This window comes from Blautia sp. 1001283B150304_161114_C9, assembly GCF_015668165.1.
GTDB lineage: Bacteria > Bacillota > Clostridia > Lachnospirales > Lachnospiraceae > Blautia_A > Blautia_A wexlerae.
This window is the reverse complement of sequence record NZ_JADPGO010000003.1, coordinates 90,311-117,130: the sequence shown is the minus strand read 5'-3', so window position 1 is coordinate 117,130 and position 26,820 is coordinate 90,311. Positions and strand designations below refer to the sequence as shown.

Here is a 26,820-nt window from a genome sequence, read left to right as displayed (position 1 = left end):
CTGCCCCACCTCTCATTTTTTATCTTTTAGATTTTTCATCCATTCTTTCATTCTGCGGACTGTATCCAGCTTCTGTACTTCACAGAGCACGATCGTCACATTATCTCTCCCACCTTTTTGGAGAGCATTTTTAAGAAGATGATTTACAATCTCCGGGATTTCCATATCCTGTGACAGAATCGCCTCTATCTCACTGTCCGAAAGCATATCTGTTACTCCATCTGAACACAAAAGATATCTGTATCCCTCCTTATGCTCGATTTCTGTCACAGAAGGTTCCAGTCTCTGCAGCTCTTCAGGAAGTCCAAGATACTGGGTTAACGGGGCTTTCCCAACTGCCGTACCACCAAAAACATGGTCTGTGGAAATCTGCTGAAGCTTACCGCCATCCATAAGATAAATCCTGCTGTCCCCAAGATTGCAGGCAAACATAGACTCTGGTGTAAAGAGGAGCATTGCCATTGTGCTTCCCATGCTCCAAATATGATGCTCTGTTCCATATCTGCATACTGCCTGATTCATCTTCTCACATACATCGTCTATAAAATCTTCCGGCATATCCCTCAGCATTCTTTTATTCGCATTATAAAATTTTCCAAATTCTTCTGATGCAAGAAAGGCTGCAATCTCGCCGCAGCTTTCTCCTCCCATACCGTCAAATACCGCCATTGCCGGTGCTCTGTTACCCGAAATAATCTTTGAGCAGATACCCTTTGTTCCTTCATTGTTCACCGGAAGGGATTCCCCAAAACACCAGAAATTATCTTCATTATTTGCCCGGATATTTCCTGTATGGCAGGTATATGCACATTCAATCTGATACATTGCCATTATCTGTCTTTGTTCCTTCTCCCTTCAATGCTTTCAATGAATTGTTCCAGTATTTCTCGCCACGTTTCACGAACTCCTCATTATCTTTTTCGTTATCGTGGCATTTTCCATTGGAATCGATCCATCTTATCAGTTCGCCGTCGTTATAATAATAATATTCTGAAGTTTCATCATACCAGATATATGCAAAGAATAACTTCTCTCCCCAGTAGAAATATTCTTCATAAACTCCATCTCCGGATTCTGCCGGATAGACCAGCGCTTTCATGCATTCACTCTCAATATCCAGATTTCCATCTGCCTGCTGAGTAGTCTTTACCCTTCTCAGATATCGCAGAACAGTTCCTTCTGTTCCAACCCAGTCGTAACTGTTCAGATTATCTGTGATAGTTGTTGCCTGCTCCTTGATCGTATCCAGAGCTTTGGAGAAATCTTTGGATCCGGATTTTGTGGAGCTGTATTTCTCATCATCCAGAATTGCGATCGGATTATCCTCCTGTCCTTCCTGAGCATGATCTGTACTTACTCTGTAATAGACGGCGGCCATCATAAGTATCGCTGTACCTGCCACAATTGCAAGCAATGCCCTGCGCAGCAGCTGTTTCTTCCTGCGTCTTCGCTTTCTGGCTTCCACAGCACGCGCAGATCTTATCGCAACTGTTTCTGATGGCGTTTCCTGTGGCTGTATTTTCTGTTCTGCTACAACTGACATTGTTTCTTTATCTGTAAAGCTGCTCGCCGGAACATTGTTTACAGCACGTTTTCTTTTTGCAGCATTCTGAAAATCTGATGTTTTTTTATTTCCCCGGGTATTCTGTACTGACGTATTCTGCACCGTACTTTTTCGTACATTTTCGGTATCTGATGTAACATTCTGTGCTGCTCTGCCGTTCTGTGCAATTGCACTATATGATTCTGTTTTATCCGTTCCTGCTTTCTGAACACCGTTTTGTAACTGCCGGATTCTGCCAGATCTTCCATTTTTCAGATCATCCAGCACACTATAAAGCTCCTCCGGTGTCTGATATCTCTGTGCAGGATCATAAGCACAGGCCTTCATGATAATACGGGCAAACTGTGTTCCTGCATCCACAGGTGCACTCATCTGCTCTCCTGCAACACGCTTATTTAATGCATTTTCCTTATCCCTGTAAGTGATAAACTGTTTTTCCAGACTCATAAATGGAAGTCTGTTATGATTCATCAGCCTGTACAGCACAATCCCAAGAGAATAAATATCTACCCTGCTGTCATATTTCTCACCTTTATACATCTCAGGCGCCATATAAGAGTAAGTACCTTTCTTGGAAAATCCGCTCATGGTTCGTTCAAGTTCACGTGCAATTCCGAAATCTCCAAGCTTAAAATCGCCAAATCTGGATACAAAAATATTCTCCGGCTTGATGTCCCTGTGAATGATCTTAAGTTTCCGGCAATATTCCAGTGCCTTACTCAAATCCATTCCCAGCTTTATTACCTCTTTCTCAGTAAGCTGCTTTTCCGCACAGTAATCCATAAAACTTGTCAGATATTCCATCCTTATGGAAATCTCCCATCCAATGACATCCAGATATTCCATAACCTTAAAATCTTCTACAGAGACAATGTAAGAGTTTCCTCGAAAGTATTCCATGGTACTGATTTCCTGAATACATTCCTCAACCAGATTCTGAAAATACTGTCTTGTGGACTGCTCATCCCCTGTTTCAGAACGTACGCTGTTCAACTCGCTCTGGCTTCCGGGTATATTGATGATCTTGATAGCAGAATAGAAAGATTTTCCACGTTCTGTTCTCTGTGCCTTATACACCTTTCCAAAAGAGCCTTCGCCGATTTTCTCTATGATTTTCCATTCCGGCCATGCTGAAACCGGAAGTTCTTTATCCATATTGCACCTCCATTTCTGTTCAATTTCTATTTCCTTCCCTGTCCCGGTCAATGCTTTTTACAAGCTGTTACCGGAAACAAAAATGTATATTTATCATAACTGTAAAAATATTTCACAGTTCATTACCTGCTCATAATGTACTGGTATTATAACACAAAAAGCAGTTTCTTTGTATTTTTCTCTTTTTTCGGCAATGGAATGTTCCGGAAAATAAAAGAGAACTACCTCGCCGGCAAAATCTGTCGGCACAGATAGTTCTCTTGTGAATTCATATCAAATCAGTCCGGATAAGTTATCTACTCCGTTGGATCATTCGTTGTCTTCTGCATCGTCTGAAGCCTGATCATCAGCTTCGTCTTCAGCAGCCTCTTCTTCATCAGATTCTTCAACATCGAATTCTTCGTCTTCCGGAAGTTCTTCATCCATTGTGATCATCTCATCATCTTTGATTTCTTCATCTTCCGTAAGTCCTTCGGCTATATCTTCAACCTTTACTTCCGGTTCAGGCATTGTGCTGTTGAGTCTTACATCTCTGTAGCGTTTCATACCGGTACCTGCAGGAATCAGTTTACCGATGATTACGTTCTCTTTCAGACCGATCAGCGGGTCAACTTTACCCTTGATAGCGGCTTCAGTCAGAACTTTAGTTGTTTCCTGGAAGGAAGCGGCTGACAGGAAGGAGTTTGTAGCAAGAGATGCCTTAGTAATACCAAGCATAACCTGTTTTCCATCTGCAGGCTGTTTGCCTTCTTTTTCCATCTGCTCGTTAACGTCCTCGTATTCAAGGAAGTCAACCAGTGTTCCAGGAAGGAATTCTGTATCTCCGTTATCTTCGATACGGATTTTCTTCAGCATCTGACGAACGATAACTTCGATATGCTTATCGCTGATCTCAACACCCTGGAGACGATATACACGCTGTACTTCACGGATCATATAATCCTGAACTGCACGTACACCCTTAATTCTCAGGATATCATGCGGATTTACGCTACCTTCTGTAAGTTCATCACCTGCTTCAAGAATCTGTCCGTCTGTGATCTTGATACGAGATCCGTATGGAATAAGGTAAGTCTTGGATTCACCTGTTTCCTGATCTGTAACGATAACTTCACGTTTCTTCTTAGTGTCATTGATAACAGCAACACCAGGAATCTCTGTGATGATGGCAAGACCTTTCGGCTTTCTTGCCTCAAAAAGCTCCTCGACACGAGGAAGACCCTGTGTGATATCTCCACCGGCAACACCACCACTGTGGAAAGTACGCATGGTAAGCTGTGTACCTGGCTCACCGATAGACTGAGCAGCGATGATACCGACAGATTCACCAACCTGTACCGGCTCGCCGGTTGCAAGGTTCGCACCGTAACATTTCGCACAGATACCAACTTTACATTTACATGTAAGGATTGTACGGATCTTAACTTTCTCGATAGATCCGCCTGTCTGGTTGTCCACGCCTTCTTTCATGATGCGGGCAGCACGTTTCGGTGTGATCATATGGTTGGCTTTTACGATAACTTCGCCATCTTTATTCTTAATTGTCTCACAGGAGAAACGACCTGTGATACGCTCCTGAAGTCCTTCGATCTCTTCTTTACCATCTACAAAAGATTCTACATACATACCTGAGATCTCATCTCTGTTTTCACAGCAGTCTGTCTCACGTACGATCAGATCCTGAGAAACGTCAACCATACGTCTTGTCAGGTAACCTGAATCGGCTGTACGAAGAGCTGTATCGGACATACCTTTACGTGCTCCATGTGCAGACATGAAGTATTCCAGTACGTCAAGACCTTCACGGAAGTTTGACTTGATAGGCAGCTCGATGGTGTGACCGGTTGTATCGGCCATCAGTCCTCGCATACCTGCAAGCTGTTTGATCTGTTTATCGGAACCACGGGCACCGGAGTCAGCCATCATGAAGATGTTGTTGTATTTATCAAGACCGGTCAGCAGAGCATGTGTAAGCTCATCGTCAGTCTTCTTCCATGTATCAACAACTTCTTTGTAACGCTCTTCCTCGGTGATAAGACCACGTTTATAGTTCTTTGTGATAAGGTCTACAGTATCCTGAGCCTGTTTGATCATTTCCGGTTTCTGAGGCGGAACTGTCATATCGGCAATGGCAACAGTCATGGCTGCACGTGTGGAATATTTGTAACCTGTAGCTTTGATCGCATCAAGAACCTCAGCAGTCTTTGTAGCACCGTGAGTATTGATAACTTTTTCAAGAATCTGTTTCAGCTGTTTCTTGGCTACCAGGAAGTCAACCTCAAGAAGAAGTTCATTTCCCGGAACACTTCTGTCTACGAAACCAAGATCCTGTGGAAGGATTTCGTTAAACAGGAAACGTCCAAGTGTAGATTCTACTGTACCGGTCAGAACGGATCCGTCCGGCATTGTCTTGCTGCAGCGAACATGGATTCTGGACTGCAGTGTGATTACTTTATTCTCATAAGCAAGGATTGCTTCGTTTACGCTCTTAAAGAACTTGCCTTCACCCTTGTTTCCAGGTCTTTCCTGAGTCAGATAGTAGATACCAAGTACCATATCCTGTGAAGGAACGGCTACAGGACCACCATCAGAAGGTTTCAGCAGGTTGTTCGGTGATAACAGAAGGAAACGGCACTCTGCCTGTGCTTCCTGTGAAAGCGGAAGATGTACGGCCATCTGGTCACCATCGAAGTCAGCGTTGAATGCGGTACAAACCAGCGGATGCAGTTTGATCGCTTTACCTTCTACAAGGATCGGTTCGAATGCCTGGATACCAAGACGATGCAGTGTAGGTGCTCGGTTCAGCATAACCGGATGTTCTTTGATAACATCCTCCAGAACATCCCATACAGCAGGCTCCAGCTTCTCAACCATTTTCTTAGCATTCTTAATATTGTGTGAAGTTCCGTTTGCAACAAGCTCTTTCATAACGAAAGGTTTGAACAGCTCGATCGCCATCTCTTTCGGAAGACCACACTGATAAATCTTAAGTTCCGGTCCTACGACGATAACGGAACGTCCGGAATAGTCAACTCGTTTACCGAGAAGGTTCTGACGGAAACGTCCGGATTTACCTTTCAGCATATCGGAAAGGGATTTCAGAGCTCTGTTTCCAGGACCTGTTACAGGACGTCCGCGGCGGCCGTTGTCGATCAGGGCATCTACCGCTTCCTGAAGCATACGTTTCTCATTACGAACAATAATATCCGGTGCACCTAATTCCAGAAGTCTCTTCAGACGATTGTTACGATTGATGATTCTTCTGTAAAGATCATTTAAGTCAGATGTAGCAAAACGTCCACCATCCAGCTGAACCATAGGACGAAGATCCGGCGGGATTACAGGGATAACTGTCATGATCATCCACTCAGGACGGTTTCCTGACTCACGGAAGGATTCTACAACTTCGAGACGTTTGATGATTCTGGCACGTTTCTGGCCTGTAGCATCTTTTAACTCTTTTTTCAGTTCAACAGAATCTTTCTCAAGATCAATTGCTTCGAGAAGCTCTTTGATGGATTCTGCACCCATACCTACGCGGAAATCATATCCATAAGCCTCACGTGCATCCTGATATTCTCTCTCTGTAAGTACCTGTTTGTACTGGAGTCCGGAATTAGCCGGATCCAGTACGATATAGTTAGCAAAGTAAAGGACTTTCTCCAGAGTTCTCGGAGAAATGTCAAGGATCAGTCCCATACGGGACGGAATTCCTTTAAAATACCAGATGTGGGATACCGGAGCAGCCAGCTCGATATGTCCCATACGCTCTCTACGTACAGAGGATTTGGTAACTTCTACACCACATCTGTCGCAGACAACACCTTTATAGCGAATCTTTTTGTACTTTCCACAGTGGCACTCCCAGTCCTTGCTCGGTCCAAAGATTCTTTCACAGAAAAGTCCGTCTTTCTCCGGCTTTAAGGTACGGTAGTTGATGGTCTCAGGTTTTAAAACCTCGCCTCTTGACCACTCTCTGATTTTCTCAGGGGACGCCAGTCCGATTTTGATGGCATCGAAAGTCATTGGCTGATATGTTTCATTGGCGTTAGTTGTTTCTGCCATGTATTCTTTCCCCTTTCTTACTCTTCGTCATTGTCTTCAAGAGCCTCATCCAGCTCAATGAAGTCATCCTCATCTTCATCCTCGTCAATGTCAACGAGTTCTTCTCCGTCAAACTCCTGCTTTGTATAGCCATGTTTGCCGTAGTCTTCTTCTCTGTCATGATGTCTTCTGGAATCTCCCTCGATGACAGAACGAAGGTCTGTGTCACCGTAATCTACAGATTCAAGAAGATGTACTTCTGTATTGTCATCCTTGAGTACCTTCACATCCAGACCAAGAGACTGAAGTTCTTTTAAGAGAACCTTGAAGGATTCCGGAATACCCGGCTCAGGAATATTGTCACCCTTGATGATTGCTTCGTATGTCTTAACACGTCCAACAACATCATCGGATTTTACTGTCAGGATTTCCTGCAGTGTGTAGGATGCACCGTATGCTTCCAGTGCCCAAACCTCCATCTCACCAAAACGCTGTCCACCGAACTGTGCTTTACCACCCAGTGGCTGCTGTGTTACCAGAGAGTAAGGACCTGTAGAACGTGCATGGATCTTATCATCAACCAGATGGTGCAGTTTCAGATAGTGCATGTGACCAATTGTTACAGGACTGTCGAAATACTCTCCTGTACGGCCGTCACGCAGACGCACTTTACCGTCTCTGGAAATCGGAACACCCTTCCACAGTGCTCTGTGGGCTTTGTTCTCATCCAGATACTGCATTACATCCGGTGCTAAAATGTCTTTGTATTTCTCGCGGAACTCTTCAAAGTCTTCTGTGTTTACATAATCGTTTGCAAGTTCCAGTGTATCCTGGATATCATGCTCGTTTGCACCCTGGAAAATAGGAGTTGCAACGTTGAATCCAAGTGCTTTCGCAGCAAGGCTTAAGTGAATCTCCAGGACCTGTCCGATATTCATTCGGGAAGGCACACCCAGAGGATTCAGCACGATATCAAGAGGACGTCCGTTCGGAAGGAATGGCATATCTTCAACAGGAAGTACACGGGAAACAACACCCTTGTTACCATGACGTCCGGCCATCTTATCACCAACGGAAATCTTTCTCTTCTGTGCGATGTAGATACGTACGGACTGGTTAACACCAGGTGACATCTCATCGCCGTTCTCTCTTGTAAATACCTTGGCATCTACGATAATACCGTATTCACCGTGAGGTACTTTCAGAGAAGTATCACGTACTTCACGTGCTTTCTCACCAAAGATTGCACGAAGAAGTCTCTCTTCTGCAGTAAGCTCTGTCTCTCCCTTAGGAGTAACTTTACCAACAAGGATATCGCCGGCACGTACTTCAGCACCGATACGGATAATACCACGCTCATCCAGATCCTTCAGAGCGTCATCACCCACACCAGGAACATCACGTGTGATCTCTTCCGGTCCCAGTTTGGTATCACGGGCTTCGCATTCATATTCTTCAATATGAACAGATGTATAAACATCGTCCATAACAAGTCTTTCACTGAGGAGTACCGCATCCTCGTAGTTATAACCTTCCCATGTCATGAATCCGATCAGCGGGTTCTTACCAAGAGCAAGTTCTCCGTTTGCTGTGGAAGGACCATCTGCGATAACCTGTCCTGCCTCTACGTGCTCACCCTGGAATACGATTGGTTTCTGGTTATAACAGTTACTCTGGTTACTTCTCAGATATTTAGTCAGATGGTAATCATCTTTTGTACCATCATCATTCTTAATGCTGATATCTGTAGATGTGGAACGAAGTACAGTACCGGATTTCTTTGCAACTACGCAGACACCGGAGTCAACTGCTGTCTTCACTTCCATACCAGTACCAACTACCGGAGCCTCTGTTGTCAGAAGCGGCACAGCCTGACGCTGCATGTTTGATCCCATCAGCGCACGGTTAGCATCATCGTTCTGCAAGAACGGAATCAGGGCAGTAGCAACGGAAAATACCATACGAGGAGATACGTCCATGTAATCAAACATATGACGCTCATACTCCTGAGTCTCTTCGCGGAAACGACCGGATACATTCTTATGAACGAAATGTCCTTCTTCGTCCAGAGGCTCGTTGGCCTGTGCTACATGGTAATTATCCTCTTCATCAGCGGTCATATATACAACCTCATCTGTTACACGAGGATTCTTAGGATCTGTTTTGTCGATCTTACGGTAAGGTGCCTCGATAAATCCGTACTGATTGATTCTTGCATAAGATGCAAGGGAGTTGATCAGACCGATGTTAGGACCTTCAGGGGTCTCAACAGGGCACATTCTTCCGTAATGGGAGTAATGGACATCTCGAACCTCGAATCCGGCTCTGTCTCGTGACAGACCGCCAGGTCCCAGGGCGGAAAGACGTCTCTTATGGGTCAGCTCACCAAGAGGGTTGTTCTGATCCATGAACTGTGACAGCTGGGAAGAACCGAAGAACTCCTTCACTGCTGCAGTTACAGGTTTGATATTGATCAGGGACTGCGGAGAAATATTCTCTGTGTCCTGAGTTGTCATTCTCTCACGAACCACACGTTCCAGTCTGGAAAGACCGATTCTGTACTGGTTCTGAAGCAATTCACCTACAGCACGGATACGACGGTTGCCAAGGTGGTCGATATCATCGGCATTGCCAAGGCCATATTCCAGATGCATATTGTAGTTAATAGAAGCAAAAATATCTTCTCTTGTGATATGCTTCGGAATCAGATCATGGATATCTCTGTGGATCGCTGCGATTCTGTCTTCTAATGTGTCATTTTCTTCCAGAATGTTTTCAAGAACAGGGTAGTATACTAATTCTGTAATACCTATGCTCTTAGGATCTTCAATTTCCGGAAGATAGTGGCGGATATCAACCATTAAGTTAGAGAGAACCTTAATTCTGCGGTCTTCCTCGCCAAGGATCCATACATATGGAACAGCGCTGTTCTGGATGGTATTTGCCATTTCTTTTGTCACAACAGTTCCTTCTTCTGCCAGGATTTCGCCTGTAGAAGCATCAACAACATCCTCAGCCAGTCTGTGACCAACGATTCTTCTGTTGAGGTGGAGCTTCTTGTTAAATTTATAACGTCCAACTTTCGCAAGGTCATATCTTCTCGGATCAAAGAACATTGCATTGATAAGGCTCTCCGCACTCTCAACTGCAAGCGGCTCACCCGGACGGATTTTCTTGTATAATTCAAGAAGACCTTCCTGATAGTTGGTGGATGTATCCTTTGTAAAACTTGCAAGGATCTTTGGCTCTTCACCGAAAAGATCAATAATCTCTGCATTGCTTCCTACACCAAGTGCTCGGATCAGAACAGTGATCGGAACCTTTCTTGTTCTGTCAACACGTACATAGAAAACATCATTAGAGTCTGTCTCATATTCCAGCCATGCACCTCTGTTCGGGATTACAGTACTGGAGAACAGTCTCTTACCAAGTTTATCATGCGCGATTGCGTAATAGATTCCAGGGGAACGTACTAACTGGCTGACAATTACTCGCTCTGCACCATTGATGACAAAGGTACCTGTAACAGTCATGATCGGTAAATCTCCCATGAAAATCTCGTGTTCGTTGATTTCCTCTGTTTCTTTGTTAATCAGTCTCACTCGAACCTTCAAAGGTGCGGCGTAAGTTGCGTCACGTTCTTTACACTGTTCGATAGTATATTTCGCATCCTTCTCGTCAAATGTAAAGTCGATGAATTCCAGGCTGAGCTTTCCGCTGTAGTCCGCGATCGGAGAAATATCATCAAAGACTTCCCTAAGTCCTTCATCAAGAAACCATTTATAAGAATCTCTCTGGACTTCGATCAGGTTTGGCATTTCCAGGACTTCTTCTTGTCTCTGGTAGCTCATACGCATGCTTTTTCCAGTTTTTACAGAACGAATTCTGTTTTTTTCCATTGACGTTTCACCCCTGTTTTTTCTTTAAATTTATTATAACTTGACCCTTTTTGTCAAAAGACATAAAGGCACATCTTGCCATAATATAGCATTCTTCACTATAGCACAGCAAGTTGCGCCTGTCAATCACTTTTTTGATATTTTTTTAATTTTTTCAAATAATTGCAACAGTCGCTATTTCGTTACTGTGAACGGTGCGAACAGTAACGCTATTTCTTCGGGATTTTACTGTTTCTTACATGGATACGATTTGAATATCCATTTTCTTCAAAACGATTGCCTTTATAACTGCTGATATGAGAACGGATAAATTCCGCCGCATATCCTCTGTTGCCGCGGAAGGAATTTCCGTCTGCCGAAATCCCCTTTGATCCGGCAATGCGCAGACCTGATTTTTTATTGGAACCACAGACATTTCCCTGCACAGAAGAATGATTGCTTCTTATATTGAGTTCAATTCCATTGATCGCATTTTCAGAAACAAAATTATCCGCTACCATTGCTGACTCACATCTCTGCAGAAGAATTCCTCTTGCCTTATTTTTAAAACTGTAATTGCCATCAACCACACTCTTATCAATACATTTTACAAGTATGCCATTTGCCGCACTGGTACTGACTCTGTTGTGTTCAATACGGCTTCCTGCAGCAAGCCCTGAAGCCAGAATCCCATCTTTCATAAATCCGGAGACTGTATTTCCGTAAATCCTGCAGATTTTCTGTGAAGCCTCTGTTCCGGCCGCATAAACCCCATATCCGTTTCCGCCGGAAAGATTGTTATAAGAAACTCTGATATTGCTTCCCTTGGCAACACTGATCCCCATATTGTTGTAGGTATGACTATCAGAAAGTCTGACTGTGTTCCCCCTGCATGAACAGTCTTCTGCAAGGGAAAATTTAATTCCGTCGCAATTTCCGCTGATCGTATTATTTCTGGCTGTAACTCCGCGAATAATATATCTTCCCACCGGAATTCCATTGGTCGTCGGATTCGCTGTATTCTCGGGATCATCATCTTCAGAAGGAATAGTTTCTCCTGCAGAGCCCAGTGATACCTCGCCTGTGATCCAGATTCCATATCCATTCCACTGTTTGCCATCTATTACGGTTGGCTCCAGGACTGTAATCTGATTATCAGCGATCAGAATGTTCTCTGCATATTGATTTCCCTCCGGAGATACTTCCTGACCGCTGACAGTATGTGCATTTCTGGTATAAACAGAACGCACATAAACACCACCGCCCACATTTGTCATGGTATTTCCCGTCACAACCGTATCCTGATAATTCAGGCACCATATCGCTCTCTTTTTCAGATTATTAAACCGGTTGTTACTGATCGTGATATTTTTATACGGTTTATCAAACATCATGCTGTGGCTTCCAATGCCGGCAAATACATCTTCAAAGGTATTATCCTTTATCACAATGTTCTCACAGACACTTCCGTCATATGGAAGATATCCCGGGAAAATTCTCGGCATACAGGCATCCAGCTGGATACATTCCTGTCCGCCGCCTGTAAACTCTTTCCAGTAGCCCCTGAACGTACATCCGGTAACTTCCGCATTCTTCACTCCTGCAAGTTCCAGAAAATGCGATTTAAGGTTATTAAGAAATGTAACATTCTTCACTACAACATTCGTAGCATGACCGATCCTAAAACCTACAAACCCTCCAGGTCCTTCCTTGTCTTCCACACATTCATAGTTTGAATCCCAGGTTCCGCCATCGATAGTTATATTACGGTATCCCTCGTATCCGCCTGCCGATTTCTGTGTATCGCCAAGACGAAGCAGGATTTCTTTTCTCGGTGAAGTCTTTGTTATTGTGGCGCCCTCTGCATATAAACAGATATTGCTGTACATATGCAAAGTTCCCGTAAGTGTGTAATTTCCGGGCGGCACGATAACTTTACACTGCTTTTCATCCGTTGCCCTGTCCCTGGCCTGTGCCAGCAGTGTATTTAACTTTACAGTAATATCCTCTCCATCCTGCACATTCAGCACAAGTTCCTGCATATTTTCGCAGGACTGATCCGCATCCTCCGCCGAAAAAGTTTCAACGTCTCCATCACTGAAACCGTCGTCATCCCCAAATTCATTCTCTTCAGGTTTCTCTGCCGACTGCGTATCCGGTATTGACGCATCTTCAAAAGTCTCTGTATCTTCTGATGAATCTTCAAACATCTGTCCTTCTTCCAGTTCAGCCGCCTGTACTTTTGCACCTGCGTATGGAGTCAGGCAAAGCTGGGCTGCAATGATGATACCAAATATGGCTGCCGTATTTCTTTTCATCATAGTCTGTAATCCTCCGGCTCTGTAAAAAAAGCAGGAATACCAATGGCATTCCTGCTTACAAATCTTCTATATATAATAGGAAGATAATTATTTAAGGTTAACCTTAGCACCTTCAGCTTCAAGTTTTGTTTTGATATCTTCAGCTTCTGCTTTGGATGCGCCTTCTTTAACAACCTTAGGAGCTCCGTCAACCATTTCTTTAGCTTCTTTAAGACCTAAGCCAGTTACTTCACGAACAACTTTGATAACTTTAACTTTGTTTGGTCCAACTTCTGCAAGTTCTACATCGAACTCATCTTTCTCTTCTGCTGCTTCTGCTGCTCCAGCTGCTGCTACTACAACACCTGCTGCTGCGGATACACCAAACTCTTCTTCACAAGCTTTTACTAAGTCGTTTAATTCTAATACAGATAATTCTTTGATTGCTGCAATAAATTCTTCTGTTGTTAATTTTGCCATTTTAAATTCCCTCCATATAATATTATTTAATTCGGTAACTCTTCAGCATCCTCGTGGATGGTGATTTTCGAATAGTTACTAGATTCGTTTTATGCCTCTGGCATTAAAAATTATTCAGCTGCTGCTTCAGAGCCGTTTTTCTCAGCGATCTGATTAAGCACACGAGCGAAGTTTGTAATCGGAGACTGGATGCTTCCAAGCAGTTTGCCGAGAAGTTCTTCTCTGGACGGGATTCCAGCCAGTGCCTGAATACCTGCCTGATCGTTGTAGTTTCCTTCAACGATACCTGCAACTAATTCTAAAGCCGGTGCTTTCTTTGCGAATTTATCAAGGATTCTTGCAGGAGCAGTTGCGTCTGTAGCAGAGATTGCTATAGCGTTTGTTCCATGTAAGTGCTGGATAAGTTCTTCGCACTGAGTACCTTCGAATGCACGATGCATCATTGTGTTTTTGTATACTTTGTATACAACACCAGCTTCTCTTAATTCCTTACGTAAAGCAGTATCCTGTTCAACTGTAAGACCGCTGTAGTTAACAAGTACTACAGATTCTGCATCTTTCACGTTGTTGATAATTTCGTCTACGATTGGTTGTTTAAGTTCTACTTTTGCCATGAAATGGTACACCTCCTTATAGATTTTGTATACCGCTGCAAATGAGTAAATAAAAAGCCTTACTGTCTGGCAGTAGGGCTTGCGTAATCTTACATAAAAATATAAAGAATACTTAGTCCTCGGTAGGCGTTTATAACTTATGCCTTGCGGCACCTACTGTCTTCGGCAGCGTTCTGGTATAAGATAGCATATGAGATTTGGGTTGTCAAGAGGTTTTTTCGGTTTTTATTTGATTTTTATTGAATTTTTTCATTAAGGGACGCGTAAGCAGGATTCTCTTTTGGGGTTCAGTTTCGGGAGCAGGAACTCTAAGGCCTGCAGAATCTGCTAAATGCATGAAAAAAGAAGGCAAAACTCGCCTGCGGCTCAGACAGTTGCCTTCTTTTTTCATAACGCAGATTCCGCAGGCCTAAGAGTTGCTACACTCCCTGCAAGATTCACCCCAAAAGAGAATCCTGCTTACGCTGGTAGTTGGAGAATTGTCAGTGTATCTAAAACAACTTTCTGCTATATTGATGCAGGGTGAGTTCTTCATATGCGCAGTATAGTATAGTACAGTATAGGTATAAGATGTAACGAATCACGTTATTCTTATATTGTGCCAAAGATACGATCTCCGGCATCTCCAAGGCCTGGGCAGATGTAGGCGTGGTCGTTTAATTCACGATCAAGGTGTCCACAGTAAATCTGAACATCCGGATGTGCTTCGTGGAGACGTCTGAGTCCTTCAGGGGCTGCGATGATGCACATGAATTTAATGTTTTTCCGCCCTGTTTTTTGACAAAGTCAACGGCTGCTTCTGCGGAGCCACCGGTTGCGAGCATTGGATCTACGATCACTGAAATTCGTTCATCAATTGCTTCCGGGAGTTTGCAGTAGTATTCGTGTGGTTCATGGGTTACAGGATCACGATAGAGTCCTACATGGCCTACTTTTGCAGATGGCACAAGTGTGAGAATACTGTTTACCATTCCAAGGCCTGCTCGGAGCACAGGGATAACCGCCAGTTTTTTCCCTGAAATCATTGGTGTCATGCAGGTTTCAATAGGGGTTTCTACTTCTACATTTTCTACAGGAAGATCCCGGAGAGCTTCGTATCCCATGAGGATTCCAATCTCTTCTACTAATTTACGGAATTCATTTGTTCCTGTGTTTTTGTTTCTCAGCATGGATATTTTATGCTGGATCAGCGGATGGTTCATAATATAAACGTTTTCCATTATCTTAATTCCTCGCTTAGTTGAATATTTGTTACTTTTTATAAATTCTACATCTGCTTACGTACAATGCGGTATTCGTCACCCATCTTGAAGTATGGACACTGATTGAAGTTTCCGGTGATGAACTTCACCATTTCATCTTCGTCAAGATTTATTTCACAGGTGTAGCATTCATAGTCGTCATCATAACTGTAGTTTACACAATATTCGCAGTTTACTGCATCGGACATTATTTACTCCTCTCTTTGTTTCCGGCATATTTCATTTCTATCCGGTATCTCCTTTTGGATTTTTTCTGTTGCCTTTGTACCTGTGCAAAGTTTGCTGTTTCTGATATACTATGGTGTTGGGATCAAAAGATATTTCTTCCCTGAACTATTGCTTATAGCAATTCCATAAAATAACTATGAGGTTACATTTATGACATTATATCATATATCTGCAAAAAAATTAATAACACGCTGTACTTTTTCAATGCTCGCAGCATCTCTTATATTATGTCCGGCTGTTTTTTCCGGATGTTCGGCAAAAACGGAAAATGTCAAAAATACGGATGCCGGTTCCCAAGATCCCATCTCTGCCACTGCGATCAAACTGAATACTGCAGTTACGGTCACTATCTATGATTCTCAGGACAGAGAGCTGCTTACAGAATGCATGAATCTTTGTGACAAGTATGAGAAAATATTCAGCCGCACCGCAGATGACAGTGAATTATATCAGTTAAACCATCGGGAACTTACACCTGTGAAGGGGACAGAGGATACTTATCAGGTGTCGGCTTCTCTGGCGGAGCTGGTTTCTAAGGGACTTGATTATTCTGTATTATCTGAGGGTGCATTTGATATTGCTATTGAACCGCTGACTTCTCTGTGGGATTTTACTGCTGAAAATCCAAAAGTACCCAAGGACAGTCTGATCCAGGCAGCACTGCCCAAATGTAATTATCACAATATCTCTGTTGATACAGATAAAAATGAGATTACATTAAAGACAGACGATACTGCAATCGAACTCGGTGCCATTGCCAAGGGTTATATCGCAGACCGCCTGAAGGATTATCTGGTTTCTCAGGATGTAAAAAGTGCGATCATCAATCTTGGCGGAAATGTTCTCTGTATTGGCGAAAAAACAGACAATTCTGCTTTTAAGATCGGGATCCAGAAACCATTTGCAGACCGAAGCGAAACTATTGCTGTTATGGACATCAGGGATAAGTCAGTGGTTTCCTCAGGAATTTATGAGAGATGCTTTGAACAGGATGGCACTTTGTATCATCACCTGCTCAATCCTAAAACCGGCTATCCTTATGATAACGGGCTGATTGCAGTTACCATTATTTCCGATCAGTCTGTGGATGGGGATGCGCTGAGCACGACCTGCTTTGCTCTTGGTCTGGAGGATGGCATGAAACTGGCCGAGTCTCTGGACGATGTACAGGCATTTTTCGTAACTTCTGATTATGAGATTCAATATACCAGAGATTTCCAGAAAAAAATCAAAGTTACGGAAACAGAATAAATCTGTCTCTGATGACTTAAATTGAAAAAACAGAAATATAAATCAACAATTATTAACTGGTGTTTTGACTTAATCAATAGATTTTAATTTTCAAGTCATACAATCCACACTAATTTCTTGACCTAATTTGCTATTTATAAATTTCCAGTCAAATATTTTTGCCTGTTCGCTTGACTTAATTTATTATTCTATAAAATCTCAGTCAACATACTGTTAATTATTTCATGACCTATATGAAACTTTTTTTGATTTAAGTCAACCTTGTACAGATGACAAAAGTCCCCTGCTTATTGCTTTTCGCAATCTCCGCAGGGGACTTACCCTATTCAGTTAAACTTATCACTCAGCCTGACAGTTCTTCTGACGATTATTCATTTTTAGTCTGCTATATACTGATTGCATTCAAACACTTGCAATCCATATAGGATTTCACTGATTCAGTCAGAATCTCACTCCACATCAAATTTCTCCAGGCTTTCCAGTCTTGCTCTGTATTTGGAGTCATAGGCATCTGTAAACGAAGCCTCTTTCTTCATTTTTTCGAGAGCTGCTGCTGCTTTTTTAACTGTCTGGATAGTACCGGCACCTGCTACACAGCCGCCCGGACATGCCATTCCTTCCAAAAGATATCCATTATATTTACCAATCTTGGCCATCTGGAGCATCTTCTTACAGTTCTGCAGACCTTCTGCATTCATTACCTTTACTTCCCGATCAGGATCAATACGCTTCACCGCATGGACAACCGCTTCTGCCACACCACCGCTGACTGCGAAACCTCTTCCGTCAGCACTGGCATGAAACAGTGGTTCTCCTTCCGGAATATCTTTCCAGTCCACGCCTTTGGCATCAAACATTCCTGCTACTTCCTCGAAGGTCAGCACAAAATCCACATAGCTGCGGATACTCTTACGGCTGGCTTCCAGCTTCTTGGCTGCACAGGGACCTACGAAAACGATCTTACAATCTGGTTCCTTCTGCTTGATCAGCCTTGCAGTGAGAACCATAGGTGTCAGTGCCATAGAGATACATTTCGCCTGTTCCGGGAATAATTTCTTAGCCATCATAGACCAGGACGGACAACAGGATGTAGCCATGAAAGGAAGTTTCTCAGGAACTTCTTCCAAAAAGTCCTTTGCCTCCTCCACTGTGCACAGATCTGCACCGACGGCAACCTCTCTTACATCTGTAAAGCCAAGTGCCTGAAATGCTCCCCGTATCTTATTATTCTCCATACCCGGAAACTGGCCTGCAATGGCAGGCGCCACGATTGCATACACCGGTGTTTCACTTTTTAATGCCATAATAGTCTGGAAAATCTGTCCTTTGTCTACAATAGCACTGAACGGACAACTTACCAGACATTGTCCGCAGGATACACATTTATCCTGATCAATCTCTGCTCTTCCATATTCATCAGAGCCAATAGCATTCATACCGCATGCCTTTGAACATGGACGTTCCTGTTTGATGATTGCATTATACGGACAGGCTTCCAGACACTTTCCGCATTTGATACAGGCATCTTCATCAATATGGGATCTGCCGCCTTCCATATGCACTGCTTTCTTTGGACAGACTTCCACACAGGGATGCTCCAGGCACCCCTGACAGCCCTCTGTGATCATTACCCTTTTTTCAGGGCAGGAATTACAGGCAAACTTGATCACATTGATAAGCGGCGGTTCATAATACTTTTCCTCAATAACGCTGGCCTCCACACCTTTGGAAATTGGCGCATGCTCTGTAACCTTTCTCAGTGACATCCCCATTGCAACGCGGAGTCTCTCACCAACTACCGCTCTTTCCAGAAAAATACTGTCACGATAAGTCGCAATTTCACCGGGTACGATCTTGTAGGGAAGCTCTTCCAGCATCTCCGGAGACTGGCCTTCATATGCCATCCTCGCAATTTCTGTAAAAATTTTGTGTCTGATTTCTGTTTTGGATGAATACAGTCCTCTCATTTTTTCCTCCTGATTTTCGATTCGGATAACTGTACGGCAATCCAATGCAGGGACACCGAACAATTTCCATTTATAATTTCATCACTGCTGCAATCAGCACACTCATTTTTCCTCCTGCTGAACTTTCAGCCACTTCACAGAGAAACGAAATTCCGCTCATTTCCGTTTTCTTATCTGCATATCATATCACCAAATGCTTCCAGGCTCAACACAACATCAGAATTTTCGCTGAATTGTCGCCCCCGAAGTTGCTGTTCATATGTTGTTATCCCCAGATTCCACTCCTCTGTTCCTCCAGATGATCCAGAATATAATTATAAATATCTACAGACACACTGTCCGGATAGTGGGTTCCGTCTACGGTAGAAAATCCCTCAGATACCAGATGGGAATATACATCTATGTAGGTAACCCCGCTCAGATTTGCCTGCATTGCCGCATTGAAGCTTTCAATCTCCGCATTACTGCAATAGGGATCATTCTGCACCGGACCTACAGACACAAAATAAGTCTGCGCTCCCCTGTTTCCCCATTCGGCAGCTTTGGAATTAATATAGCTGATGTAGTCATTAACATGATACAGGTCATTAACACCCATCAGAATAATAACCGCTGTATTGTCCTCAATCTGATCTTCTACCTGAGGCACTCCTGTAGATACCATCCAGTCATATCCCATAGAAGAAAGACAGGACCAAATGCTGTCATCATTTACCGCATCCCTCAATCCCTCTGTTCTGGAATCTCCGATAAATACCAGTTTATCTGCGGAGATAGTATCCGGATGATCTGGCTTGCTTAAAGTTCCCTGATCTGCCGGTTTCTGTTTATCTGTCTCAGCTTCCTGCTCCGGTGTTGGAGTAGATGCAGGTATTGGTGTTGCTTCAGGTTTTTGTGTTAGTGCCGATTTAGATTTCGGTGTTGATTTGGACTTTGATGTTGACGCAGACTTTGACTTTGCTGTTGATTTCGATTTTTCTGTCGGTGTAACTGTCAGAGTTTTCGGTGCCGGCGGACCTGCCGCTTCTGTCCCATGGGCATTTGAAAACATACAGACAGCTACAATACATGCAGTTAATACAATTTGTCCGGTTCTATATTTTTTCGTAAATATCATTCCCTTCTGCAGTAATACTTACATCCCAGGCAGCATATCCGGCCATGAGAGGATTTCTCCGGAAATAATTTCCTCGTAATCTCCCTCAATATCCTGGCTTCTGCCTGCTTCGAACACGTTTGTCTCCGCTCCCCAGACACGATCTTCATATTCCCATATATGGAATCTCAGACCGCGAAACATAAAGTCGATGCTTCCGCATCCGTTTTCCTCTGTATATTCATAATGAATTTTCTTTGTTTTTAACGCTTCCTGTACTTTTTCCAAACGCATAAAATACCTCCTGATTATCTGTACAGTACCCTCTGTAATATAATACAGATAACTTTCACTGTAAAAAAATGTTCTCGTGTACACCCATCAAAAGTCAAACAGATATTCGCAATCCGCTTCGCTACACAGCTCTACATATGCTCTTAATCCTGACGCCATTATACAAAACGAATTATATCATACTCTGCTGCATAATATGTAATCTGAATGCCACTTCACAATTGCCGTTACTGTTCACTCCGTTCACAGTAACTTAGCCAAAATTCATTCCAGATTGCCTGTGGCAATGGAATTTTGGCTTATATGTCTCGGGATTTTGGCATATTCATGCCAAAACACCTCGCGGGATAGTGGTGTGTGAACAGTAACCAATTGCCCATTCTATATTCTGATCGATATTCACTCATCTTTATTTCTGTCTTTTTTTCGTTGGTATCGCCAAAATAATGATCGTAGCAATTACAAACAAAGTTCCAAGCATCATCTCTTTTTTTGGTTTTGTTTACTTTCATTGTTCGTTTGCATATTTCTGTTATCTTTCCTGTCTGTATTATTATGGATTCTGGATATTTGAAAATAAGTATAATCCGCTGTAACGACACTTGTCAAGAAAACAAAATACCGCAGAGACTTTCTTTGTCTCTGCGGCGATTTATAGCCCTGTTATAATCAGATATAATTTCCATCATGTACACTCTGCACTGTAAATGCAGATTTCTTTTTCACGAAATCAATCGCATCTTTCACAGTGATTCCGTCAATCTGCCAGTTCGCATAGAAACCATCCAGAGTCTTTAATGTCTCGTCTTTTGCTGTATTTTCATCAAGAACAAGAAGTACGATCAGACCTGCTGCCTTAAGATGGCGGACAGTTTCTGCATAGTTTTCACTCGCTGCCGGCTGATACAGATAGGTATGTTTTCCAAGTACAGTCAGTCCCTTTTCTACCTGCTCTGCAAAATCAAGAGTGATTCCTTCTTTACCGATCGGGAATTCCACTACTACCGGTGTCTGACCTTTCAGTCCTGCACGAACCTGCTCGTCCACTTTTCCGATCTGAGATCTATCCTGAGAAACAAAGGTTTTTCTCACAACACCGCAGGCAGAAGTCATATTTGTGACACGATCTATCAGGATCAGCTCACCCAGTGTTCTGTGCCTGTCAAATTCGTCTACAACGATCTTCTCTGAGAATTCCAGAGTACAGGAAGCAATCTCATTCTTCTTTAAGGTATATGCGCTTTTCTTTTCACCTGTATTAACATCCACAGAATAATTGATCTTTGTAACTAGGCCGGGGATCATCTTTGTACCGATTTTTACAAAGAAGTTCTTGCCATCCGTAAGAGCATTGTCATCCATCCAGAGGATATCTGCTTCCACAGAGTCTGTAAGAACTGCGCCGGAATCAATGGTGAGTACACATCCACGGGAAACATCTACTTCTCTGTCAAGCTGGATGGTAACAGGCTGTCCCTGTACAGCTTCCTGAACTTCTTTATCGCCAACAAGAATACTCTTTACATGAGCTTCTTCTTTACTGGGAAGAGTAGTCACAAGGTCGCCTGCCCTGATGGCACCATTTTCAATCTGTCCCTGGAATCCGCGAAACTCATGGTTTGGTCTGCAGACTCTCTGTACAGGCATATAGAAGCCCTTCTCTGTATCTTCCTTAATGTCTACGGTTTCCAGATGGGAAAGAAGCGCCTCACCTTTATACCATGGCATGTTGTCAGATTTGGTTGTAACGTTGTCACCTTCTGTGGCAGATACCGGAATAATAGTTACATTGGCAAGTTTCAGTTCTTCTATCAGTGCTGCAATCTGATTCTCAATGCCGCGGAAACGTTTTTCATCATATTCAATAAGATCCATTTTGTTTACTGCAAATACAAAGTAACGGATTCCCATCAATGCGCAGATTCTTGCATGACGTCTTGTCTGTACCAGTACTCCCTGTGAAGCATCCACCAGGATAACTGCCAGATCTGCAAAGGACGCACCCACTGCCATGTTTCTTGTATATTCTTCATGTCCGGGTGTATCTGCAACAATGAAGCTTCTGTTATCTGTTGTAAAATAACGGTATGCAACATCAATGGTGATTCCCTGTTCACGTTCTGCCATCAGACCGTCCAGAAGAAGAGAATAATCAATGGCACCGCCTCTGCTTCCTACTTTGGAATCCAGCTCCAGAGCTTTCTCCTGATCTGTATAGAGAAGCTTTGCATCATAAAGAATATGTCCGATCAGAGTGGATTTTCCATCATCCACACTTCCGCATGTAATAAATTTCAATAATCCTTTCATTCTAGAAATACCCCTCTCTCTTTCTTCTCTCCATGCTGCCTGCTGCCTCGTGGTCGATCACCCTGCTGGTACGTTCAGAAGAAACAGCACTTAACGTCTCATCAATAATCTCATCCAGAGTATCTGCTTCAGATTCAATACCTCCAGTAAGCGGATAGCATCCAAGAGTACGGAATCTGACTTTTTTGTTTTCAATCTTTTCACCCGGACGGAGTTTTAATCTGTCATCATCCACCATAATGATATTTCCGTCTCTGTAGATGACCGGTCTTTCTTTCGCAAAATATAACGGTACAATTTCGATATTTTCACGCTGAATGTACTGCCAGATATCCTTTTCTGTCCAGTTGGAAATTGGGAATACTCGCATACTCTCTCCCTTCTGGATCTTAGTGTTATAAAGCTTCCACATCTCCGGTCTCTGGTTTTTCGGATCCCATGCCTGAGCTGAATTACGGAAAGAGAAAATTCTTTCTTTTGCTCTGGATTTCTCCTCATCACGACGGCCGCCTCCAAATGCCGCTGTAAATTCATATTTGGTCAGAGCCTGTTTTAAGGCCTGTGTTTTCATGATATCTGTATATGCAGAACCATTGTCAAATGGGTTGATTCCTGCCTTTACACCCTCTTCATTGGTGTAAACCAGCATATCAATTCCGTTTTCCTTTGCGATTCTGTCGCGGAATTCGATCATCTCATGGAATTTCCATGTAGTATCAATGTGAAGAAAGGGAAAAGGCGGTTTCTCCGGGTAAAATGCCTTCATCGCCAGATGGAGCATAACGGAGCTGTCCTTTCCTATAGAATAGAGCATAACCGGCTTTTCACACTCGGCTGCTACTTCTCGCATAATATAAATCGCCTCTGCCTCAAGCGCATCAAGATGAGATAAGTTACTCATTGCATTATCCTCCTCTGTTTGTTTATACTCGGAATCTTTTCGTACTTGAGCAAATACACTAGAGCGTGTCTGAAAAATCATTCCCGCAATCTGCACGCCCCACTTTGCGGTATATTTTGTCCGAATTCGGTTGTCGTAGCCCGCTACGACGCCCTCATCCGAACAAAATCTCCCACAAATTGTGACGCACATCTTGCGTAAAGCATTTTTCAAACACACTCTAAAGACTCTGAGAATACATACTTATGTTTAATATTTATTAGCGTCTTTCTTATTAACCTGAATAGTGATCTTAGTGCCATCCGGCTTCTCCACTGTCCATGTGGAAATATCCGGTTTCTCTGATACAACCATACTTGCACCTCTGCCCCCCACATCAGCTCCAAGGAAAAAGCGGATGGCATCATGCCTGCATTCCTTGATACAGGAAGTACATCCCCAGCAGTCTCTTACCTGACGGATAAAGGCTTTGTTCTCTTTATCCTTTTTGATCAGATTTCCGGGACAGGCTTCGATACATCTGCCGCATCCTGCACATTTACTTTTCTGAATCCGAATGCTCATCTCTCACCTGCTCCTTTCTCTGCTGTATTCAAACCTGTATTTTCCTTTGTGATCAGGTCACGATATAAGATCTTAATCTCGCCGTTTTCCATACGGGAGTTTACATATTTCATCCACTCTTCGCTCTGCTGCGGGTAGTCTGTATTCTCTCCGAAACTATGCCATCTGGTTTCCTTTCTGGCTGCCAGATGTGCGATCACTGCCTGACACACGATCAGTCGTTCGCGAAGTTCATAAATCTGCATCAGTTCATAAGTATCTGTTGCTGCCAGAGTGTCAACTACTGGCAACAATGCTGCAATCTTTTCATCTGCCTTTGCAAGACTCATCCCGCTGTATCTGTAGTCTGTACCGATTCCTCCTGCGTACTGATCCATGATCTTCTGCATGGCTTCCTCAAGCTGCTCTGCATTCATCAAAGAACGGGAAGCATTCAAATGTGATTCGTATTCTGCCTTCTTAGCTATTGCAGTTTGAGACAGCTCCTGTTCTCCGCCACGCTCTAAAGCCTCTTCCTTATTTTCCGCTGCGATCCGGTCATCATCTTTGCCATTCAGATATTCCAAAATCGCCTCTGCTGCGATCTCACCTTCTGCCAGTGCGCCGGTTACATATTTCTGCGGACATCCTCCTGCTACGTCTCCGGCTGCATATAAACCTTCAATAGTTGTAGCTCTGTTATTATCTACCCAGTAACCGCTGGCTGTATGTCCGCCTACAATATATGGCTCTGTGCCCTCAATCTCTACATTCTCTTCGGATGGTCCTTTTCCGGCTTCCATCCATTTCAGAGTCTGGGACGGTGCCATATTCAGGTAAGCTTTGTAAAGGTCCTGCTCCTGTTCTTTGGAAATACCTTCCGTTCTGAGATAACATGGACCGTTTCCTTCTCTGTTCTCCATGACTGTGCCGTAAACTCGCTGGGAAGTTGTCAGACCATATTTTGTTTCATAAATATCACCATGTGCATTGACCTGTCTAGCCCCAACACCCTGAGCAATAGTTCCTGTAGGAGCAATCGTGTCCTTACATCTCAATGCAATGAAACGCATCTCAAAGGTTGTCATCTCCGCACCGGAAAGAAGTCCCATTGCATATCCTGCACCTGTGTTAAACGGAGGATACCACATCTTATGTCTGGAAAATCCCGGATTATTCGGTCTGTAAAGTCCCGCTGCACCACCTGTGGCACAAAGAACTGCTTTCGCATCAATGTCATAGAAAATATCCTTATTAACGCTGAATCCAACTGCGCCTGTGACTTTTTTGTTTTCTGTTTTATAATCTGTAATATTTACATGATTGAGAACCGTAACATTCTCCTGTTCAGCTGCCGCCTTTGCAAGGATTGGCTTCATATTTTCGCCATTGATCTTGATGTTTCGGTTTCCTCTGGCAACATATTTTCCGTTTTCGTCCTTCAGGATGACCAGCCCCAGATCTTCCATCACCTTTGTCACATGATTCAGTCTCTCTGACATGGTAAGAAGAAGGTCTTCTCTTACGATTCCATGGGCATCCTTTTTGGCATAATCCACATAATCCTGCGGCACTCTGCCTTCTGTAATATATGCGTTCAATGCATTCACGCCCGCCGCCAGACATCCGCTTCGCTTAATATTCGCTTTCTCTGCGATCAGAACTTTTCTGCCGCTTTTTTTGCCGATCACATAGGCTGCAAAGCATCCTGCCGTACCGCCGCCGATGATCAGCACATCTGTCCTGATTCTCTCTGTTCTCATTCTCTCTTACCCTTTCCTCCATACCAGTGTGCCAACAAGTTGATTTCCCGATCAGTCTTGCCTCTGAATTTCTTATTTCTTCATTGTCGTCAGTCGCCGCAGCCACCGCTGTCAGATAATTACAAAGTCATCCCTTACAGCCTCATTTTCGATCAGCTGTACACTGTCACCTCTCAGTGCAAAAATCCTGTAAAGGAATACATTCACAGTCTCACCTTCCCGGATATCTGCTTTCTCCAGGCTTCTTTTGGCAGTTACTACGGAATTGTTGACTCTCACCTGAAGTTCCAGATTATCTCCCCTGAAAGAAACCCGTTCAACCACTCCCCGGGATACGGAAGTTTTGAACTTCTCCACCTCATCCAGTTTGGAGATTTTTACAAATTCCGGGCGGACAATGATCTTGTCTGCTCCTTCTGCCTGAGCAAAGGTATGGAAATCATCCGCATTTTTCAACACAGATGGCTGTCCGAAAAAGGAAGCTGTAAAAGCTGTCTCAGGATTTCTGTAAACCCCTATGGGAGTTCCTTTCTGTTCGATCCGTCCTGCATTAGTGATAATAATCTCATCTGCTACTTCAATAGCCTCATCCTGATCATGAGTAACGAAAATACTGGTAATTCCCAGCTTCCCGATCATCTCTTTTAACCAGCTTCGCAGTTCCTGACGGATTTTTGCATCAATGGCTGCAAAGGGCTCATCCAGAAGCAGCACCTGGGGATTTGGAGCAAGGGCTCTGGCAAATGCCACCCTTTGCCTCTGACCGCCGGATAACTGGCTTGGATATCTTTTTTCCAGTCCTTCCAGCCCCACCAGTTTGATCAGCTCTCTGACTCTGGCATCAATTTTCTTCTTATCAGCCTTCTGAACCTTCAAACCAAATGCAACGTTGTCATAAACTGTCATATAGCGAAACAACGCATAATTCTGAAATACAAATCCAATCCCACGCTGACTGGCCGGAACATCATTTACCACTTTTCCATCAATAATGACCTCTCCGCTGTCCGGGGTTTCCAGACCTGCGATCATTCGAAGAATAGTTGTTTTTCCGCTTCCGCTTGGTCCCAACAGACCAATCAGTTTACCTTTCTCAATTCCGAAATTCACATTCCTTGATGCCTGGTAAGAACCATATGTCTTATTGATATTTTTTAACTCTACATACAT

General features: G+C 43.4%; 18 protein-coding genes, 3 pseudogenes and 1 other annotated feature. Of the genes and pseudogenes, 2 read left to right on the top strand and 19 right to left on the bottom strand.

Going from position 1 to position 26,820, the window contains the following annotated elements:
* Positions 1-12: 12 nt before the first annotated feature.
* The 10 genes and pseudogenes from I4V44_RS02580 to I4V44_RS02535 all read right to left on the bottom strand — a co-directional run bounded on the left by I4V44_RS02580 (position 13) and on the right by I4V44_RS02535 (position 15,485).
* On the bottom strand, positions 13-831 hold the full coding sequence (locus tag I4V44_RS02580) for a PP2C family protein-serine/threonine phosphatase (RefSeq protein WP_118521385.1): 819 nt from the start codon (positions 829-831) through the stop codon (positions 13-15).
* Complete coding sequence (locus I4V44_RS02575) at positions 812-2,719, bottom strand: serine/threonine-protein kinase (RefSeq protein ID WP_118521384.1); 1,908 nt, start codon at positions 2,717-2,719, stop codon at positions 812-814. Before I4V44_RS02575 ends, I4V44_RS02580 begins: the two co-directional genes overlap by 20 nt.
* A gap of 309 nt (positions 2,720-3,028) precedes the next feature.
* On the bottom strand, positions 3,029-6,784 hold the full coding sequence (rpoC, locus tag I4V44_RS02570) for a DNA-directed RNA polymerase subunit beta' (RefSeq protein ID WP_118521383.1): 3,756 nt from the start codon (positions 6,782-6,784) through the stop codon (positions 3,029-3,031).
* Between the two features lie 17 nt (positions 6,785-6,801).
* Positions 6,802-10,662 carry a DNA-directed RNA polymerase subunit beta gene (gene rpoB, locus I4V44_RS02565; RefSeq protein ID WP_196002280.1) on the bottom strand — a complete coding sequence of 1,287 codons (3,861 nt, stop codon included), beginning with the start codon at positions 10,660-10,662 and terminating at the stop codon, positions 6,802-6,804.
* Positions 10,663-10,871: 209 nt separating this feature from the next.
* The gene (locus I4V44_RS02560) at positions 10,872-12,962 is read right to left on the bottom strand and encodes a right-handed parallel beta-helix repeat-containing protein (RefSeq protein WP_196002279.1); all 2,091 of its coding nucleotides are present in this window, start codon (positions 12,960-12,962) and stop codon (positions 10,872-10,874) included.
* A gap of 87 nt (positions 12,963-13,049) precedes the next feature.
* On the bottom strand, positions 13,050-13,421 hold the full coding sequence (gene rplL / locus I4V44_RS02555; RefSeq protein WP_008705176.1) for a 50S ribosomal protein L7/L12: 372 nt from the start codon (positions 13,419-13,421) through the stop codon (positions 13,050-13,052).
* Positions 13,422-13,531: 110 nt separating this feature from the next.
* Positions 13,532-14,035 carry a 50S ribosomal protein L10 gene (gene rplJ / locus I4V44_RS02550; protein ID WP_025580230.1) on the bottom strand — a complete coding sequence of 168 codons (504 nt, stop codon included), beginning with the start codon at positions 14,033-14,035 and terminating at the stop codon, positions 13,532-13,534.
* Positions 14,036-14,076: 41 nt separating this feature from the next.
* Positions 14,077-14,219: a sequence feature (ribosomal protein L10 leader region), on the bottom strand.
* 21 nt (positions 14,220-14,240) lie between these two features.
* On the bottom strand, positions 14,241-14,426 hold the full coding sequence (locus I4V44_RS02545) for a hypothetical protein (RefSeq protein ID WP_196002278.1): 186 nt from the start codon (positions 14,424-14,426) through the stop codon (positions 14,241-14,243).
* A 200-nt stretch (positions 14,427-14,626) separates the two neighbouring features.
* Positions 14,627-15,255: pseudogene (gene upp, locus I4V44_RS02540) on the bottom strand (uracil phosphoribosyltransferase).
* Between the two features lie 47 nt (positions 15,256-15,302).
* A complete protein-coding gene (locus tag I4V44_RS02535) occupies positions 15,303-15,485 on the bottom strand; it encodes a DUF6472 family protein (RefSeq protein ID WP_008705180.1) in 183 nt (60 codons plus the stop codon).
* A 190-nt stretch (positions 15,486-15,675) separates the two neighbouring features.
* Here I4V44_RS02535 and I4V44_RS02530 point away from each other — a divergent pair, with 190 nt between their 5' ends.
* A complete protein-coding gene (locus I4V44_RS02530) occupies positions 15,676-16,776 on the top strand; it encodes an FAD:protein FMN transferase (RefSeq protein WP_196002277.1) in 1,101 nt (366 codons plus the stop codon).
* Between the two features lie 449 nt (positions 16,777-17,225).
* On the opposite strand, the gene I4V44_RS02525 is transcribed toward I4V44_RS02530, so the two are convergent.
* From I4V44_RS02525 to cysD, 5 genes are all read right to left on the bottom strand, one after another.
* Entirely contained in the window at positions 17,226-18,743 is a 1,518-nt protein-coding gene (locus I4V44_RS02525; protein ID WP_022380573.1) for a 4Fe-4S dicluster domain-containing protein, read from the bottom strand.
* A gap of 265 nt (positions 18,744-19,008) precedes the next feature.
* On the bottom strand, positions 19,009-19,860 hold the full coding sequence (locus tag I4V44_RS02520; RefSeq protein ID WP_196002276.1) for an SGNH/GDSL hydrolase family protein: 852 nt from the start codon (positions 19,858-19,860) through the stop codon (positions 19,009-19,011).
* An 18-nt stretch (positions 19,861-19,878) separates the two neighbouring features.
* Complete coding sequence (locus tag I4V44_RS02515; protein ID WP_008705184.1) at positions 19,879-20,133, bottom strand: hypothetical protein; 255 nt, start codon at positions 20,131-20,133, stop codon at positions 19,879-19,881.
* 669 nt (positions 20,134-20,802) lie between these two features.
* Positions 20,803-22,443, bottom strand: coding sequence for a sulfate adenylyltransferase subunit 1 (locus I4V44_RS02510; protein ID WP_196002275.1), 1,641 nt, complete (start codon positions 22,441-22,443; stop codon positions 20,803-20,805).
* 1 nt (position 22,444) lies between these two features.
* A complete protein-coding gene (gene cysD / locus I4V44_RS02505; protein ID WP_243280174.1) occupies positions 22,445-23,344 on the bottom strand; it encodes a sulfate adenylyltransferase subunit CysD in 900 nt (299 codons plus the stop codon).
* Between the two features lie 18 nt (positions 23,345-23,362).
* Between cysD and I4V44_RS18055 the strand changes: the two are divergent.
* A pseudogene (locus I4V44_RS18055) lies at positions 23,363-23,482 on the top strand (DUF6783 domain-containing protein); the annotation flags it as partial.
* On the opposite strand, the pseudogene I4V44_RS18050 reads toward I4V44_RS18055, so the two are convergent.
* The 4 genes and pseudogenes from I4V44_RS18050 to I4V44_RS02490 all read right to left on the bottom strand — a co-directional run.
* Positions 23,450-23,536: pseudogene (locus I4V44_RS18050) on the bottom strand (DUF6783 domain-containing protein); the annotation flags it as partial. The pseudogenes I4V44_RS18055 and I4V44_RS18050 overlap by 33 nt on opposite strands.
* A 57-nt stretch (positions 23,537-23,593) precedes the next feature.
* On the bottom strand, positions 23,594-23,908 hold the full coding sequence (locus I4V44_RS02500; RefSeq protein WP_008705189.1) for a 4Fe-4S dicluster domain-containing protein: 315 nt from the start codon (positions 23,906-23,908) through the stop codon (positions 23,594-23,596).
* On the bottom strand, positions 23,905-25,650 hold the full coding sequence (locus I4V44_RS02495) for an adenylyl-sulfate reductase subunit alpha (RefSeq protein ID WP_196002273.1): 1,746 nt from the start codon (positions 25,648-25,650) through the stop codon (positions 23,905-23,907). Before I4V44_RS02495 ends, I4V44_RS02500 begins: the two co-directional genes overlap by 4 nt.
* Positions 25,651-25,761: 111 nt before the next feature.
* A complete protein-coding gene (locus I4V44_RS02490; protein ID WP_196002272.1) occupies positions 25,762-26,820 on the bottom strand; it encodes a sulfate/molybdate ABC transporter ATP-binding protein in 1,059 nt (352 codons plus the stop codon).

What these genes read in the sequence shown, in the direction of transcription:
- I4V44_RS02580 (WP_118521385.1), bottom strand. Translation starts at nt 831, where the DNA reads ATGGCAATGTATCAGATTGAATGTGCATATACCTGCCATACAGGAAAT.
- I4V44_RS02575 (WP_118521384.1), bottom strand. Translation starts at nt 2,719, where the DNA reads ATGGATAAAGAACTTCCGGTTTCAGCATGGCCGGAATGGAAAATCATA.
- rpoC (WP_118521383.1), bottom strand. Translation starts at nt 6,784, where the DNA reads ATGGCAGAAACAACTAACGCCAATGAAACATATCAGCCAATGACTTTC.
- rpoB (WP_196002280.1), bottom strand. Translation starts at nt 10,662, where the DNA reads ATGGAAAAAAACAGAATTCGTTCTGTAAAAACTGGAAAAAGCATGCGT.
- I4V44_RS02560 (WP_196002279.1), bottom strand. Translation starts at nt 12,962, where the DNA reads ATGATGAAAAGAAATACGGCAGCCATATTTGGTATCATCATTGCAGCC.
- rplL (WP_008705176.1), bottom strand. Translation starts at nt 13,421, where the DNA reads ATGGCAAAATTAACAACAGAAGAATTTATTGCAGCAATCAAAGAATTA.
- rplJ (WP_025580230.1), bottom strand. Translation starts at nt 14,035, where the DNA reads ATGGCAAAAGTAGAACTTAAACAACCAATCGTAGACGAAATTATCAAC.
- I4V44_RS02545 (WP_196002278.1), bottom strand. Translation starts at nt 14,426, where the DNA reads ATGAAAAAAGAAGGCAACTGTCTGAGCCGCAGGCGAGTTTTGCCTTCT.
- I4V44_RS02535 (WP_008705180.1), bottom strand. Translation starts at nt 15,485, where the DNA reads ATGTCCGATGCAGTAAACTGCGAATATTGTGTAAACTACAGTTATGAT.
- I4V44_RS02530 (WP_196002277.1), top strand. Translation starts at nt 15,676, where the DNA reads ATGACATTATATCATATATCTGCAAAAAAATTAATAACACGCTGTACT.
- I4V44_RS02525 (WP_022380573.1), bottom strand. Translation starts at nt 18,743, where the DNA reads ATGAGAGGACTGTATTCATCCAAAACAGAAATCAGACACAAAATTTTT.
- I4V44_RS02520 (WP_196002276.1), bottom strand. Translation starts at nt 19,860, where the DNA reads ATGATATTTACGAAAAAATATAGAACCGGACAAATTGTATTAACTGCA.
- I4V44_RS02515 (WP_008705184.1), bottom strand. Translation starts at nt 20,133, where the DNA reads ATGCGTTTGGAAAAAGTACAGGAAGCGTTAAAAACAAAGAAAATTCAT.
- I4V44_RS02510 (WP_196002275.1), bottom strand. Translation starts at nt 22,443, where the DNA reads ATGAAAGGATTATTGAAATTTATTACATGCGGAAGTGTGGATGATGGA.
- cysD (WP_243280174.1), bottom strand. Translation starts at nt 23,344, where the DNA reads ATGAGTAACTTATCTCATCTTGATGCGCTTGAGGCAGAGGCGATTTAT.
- I4V44_RS02500 (WP_008705189.1), bottom strand. Translation starts at nt 23,908, where the DNA reads ATGAGCATTCGGATTCAGAAAAGTAAATGTGCAGGATGCGGCAGATGT.
- I4V44_RS02495 (WP_196002273.1), bottom strand. Translation starts at nt 25,650, where the DNA reads ATGAGAACAGAGAGAATCAGGACAGATGTGCTGATCATCGGCGGCGGT.
- I4V44_RS02490 (WP_196002272.1), bottom strand. Translation starts at nt 26,820, where the DNA reads ATGTATGTAGAGTTAAAAAATATCAATAAGACATATGGTTCTTACCAG.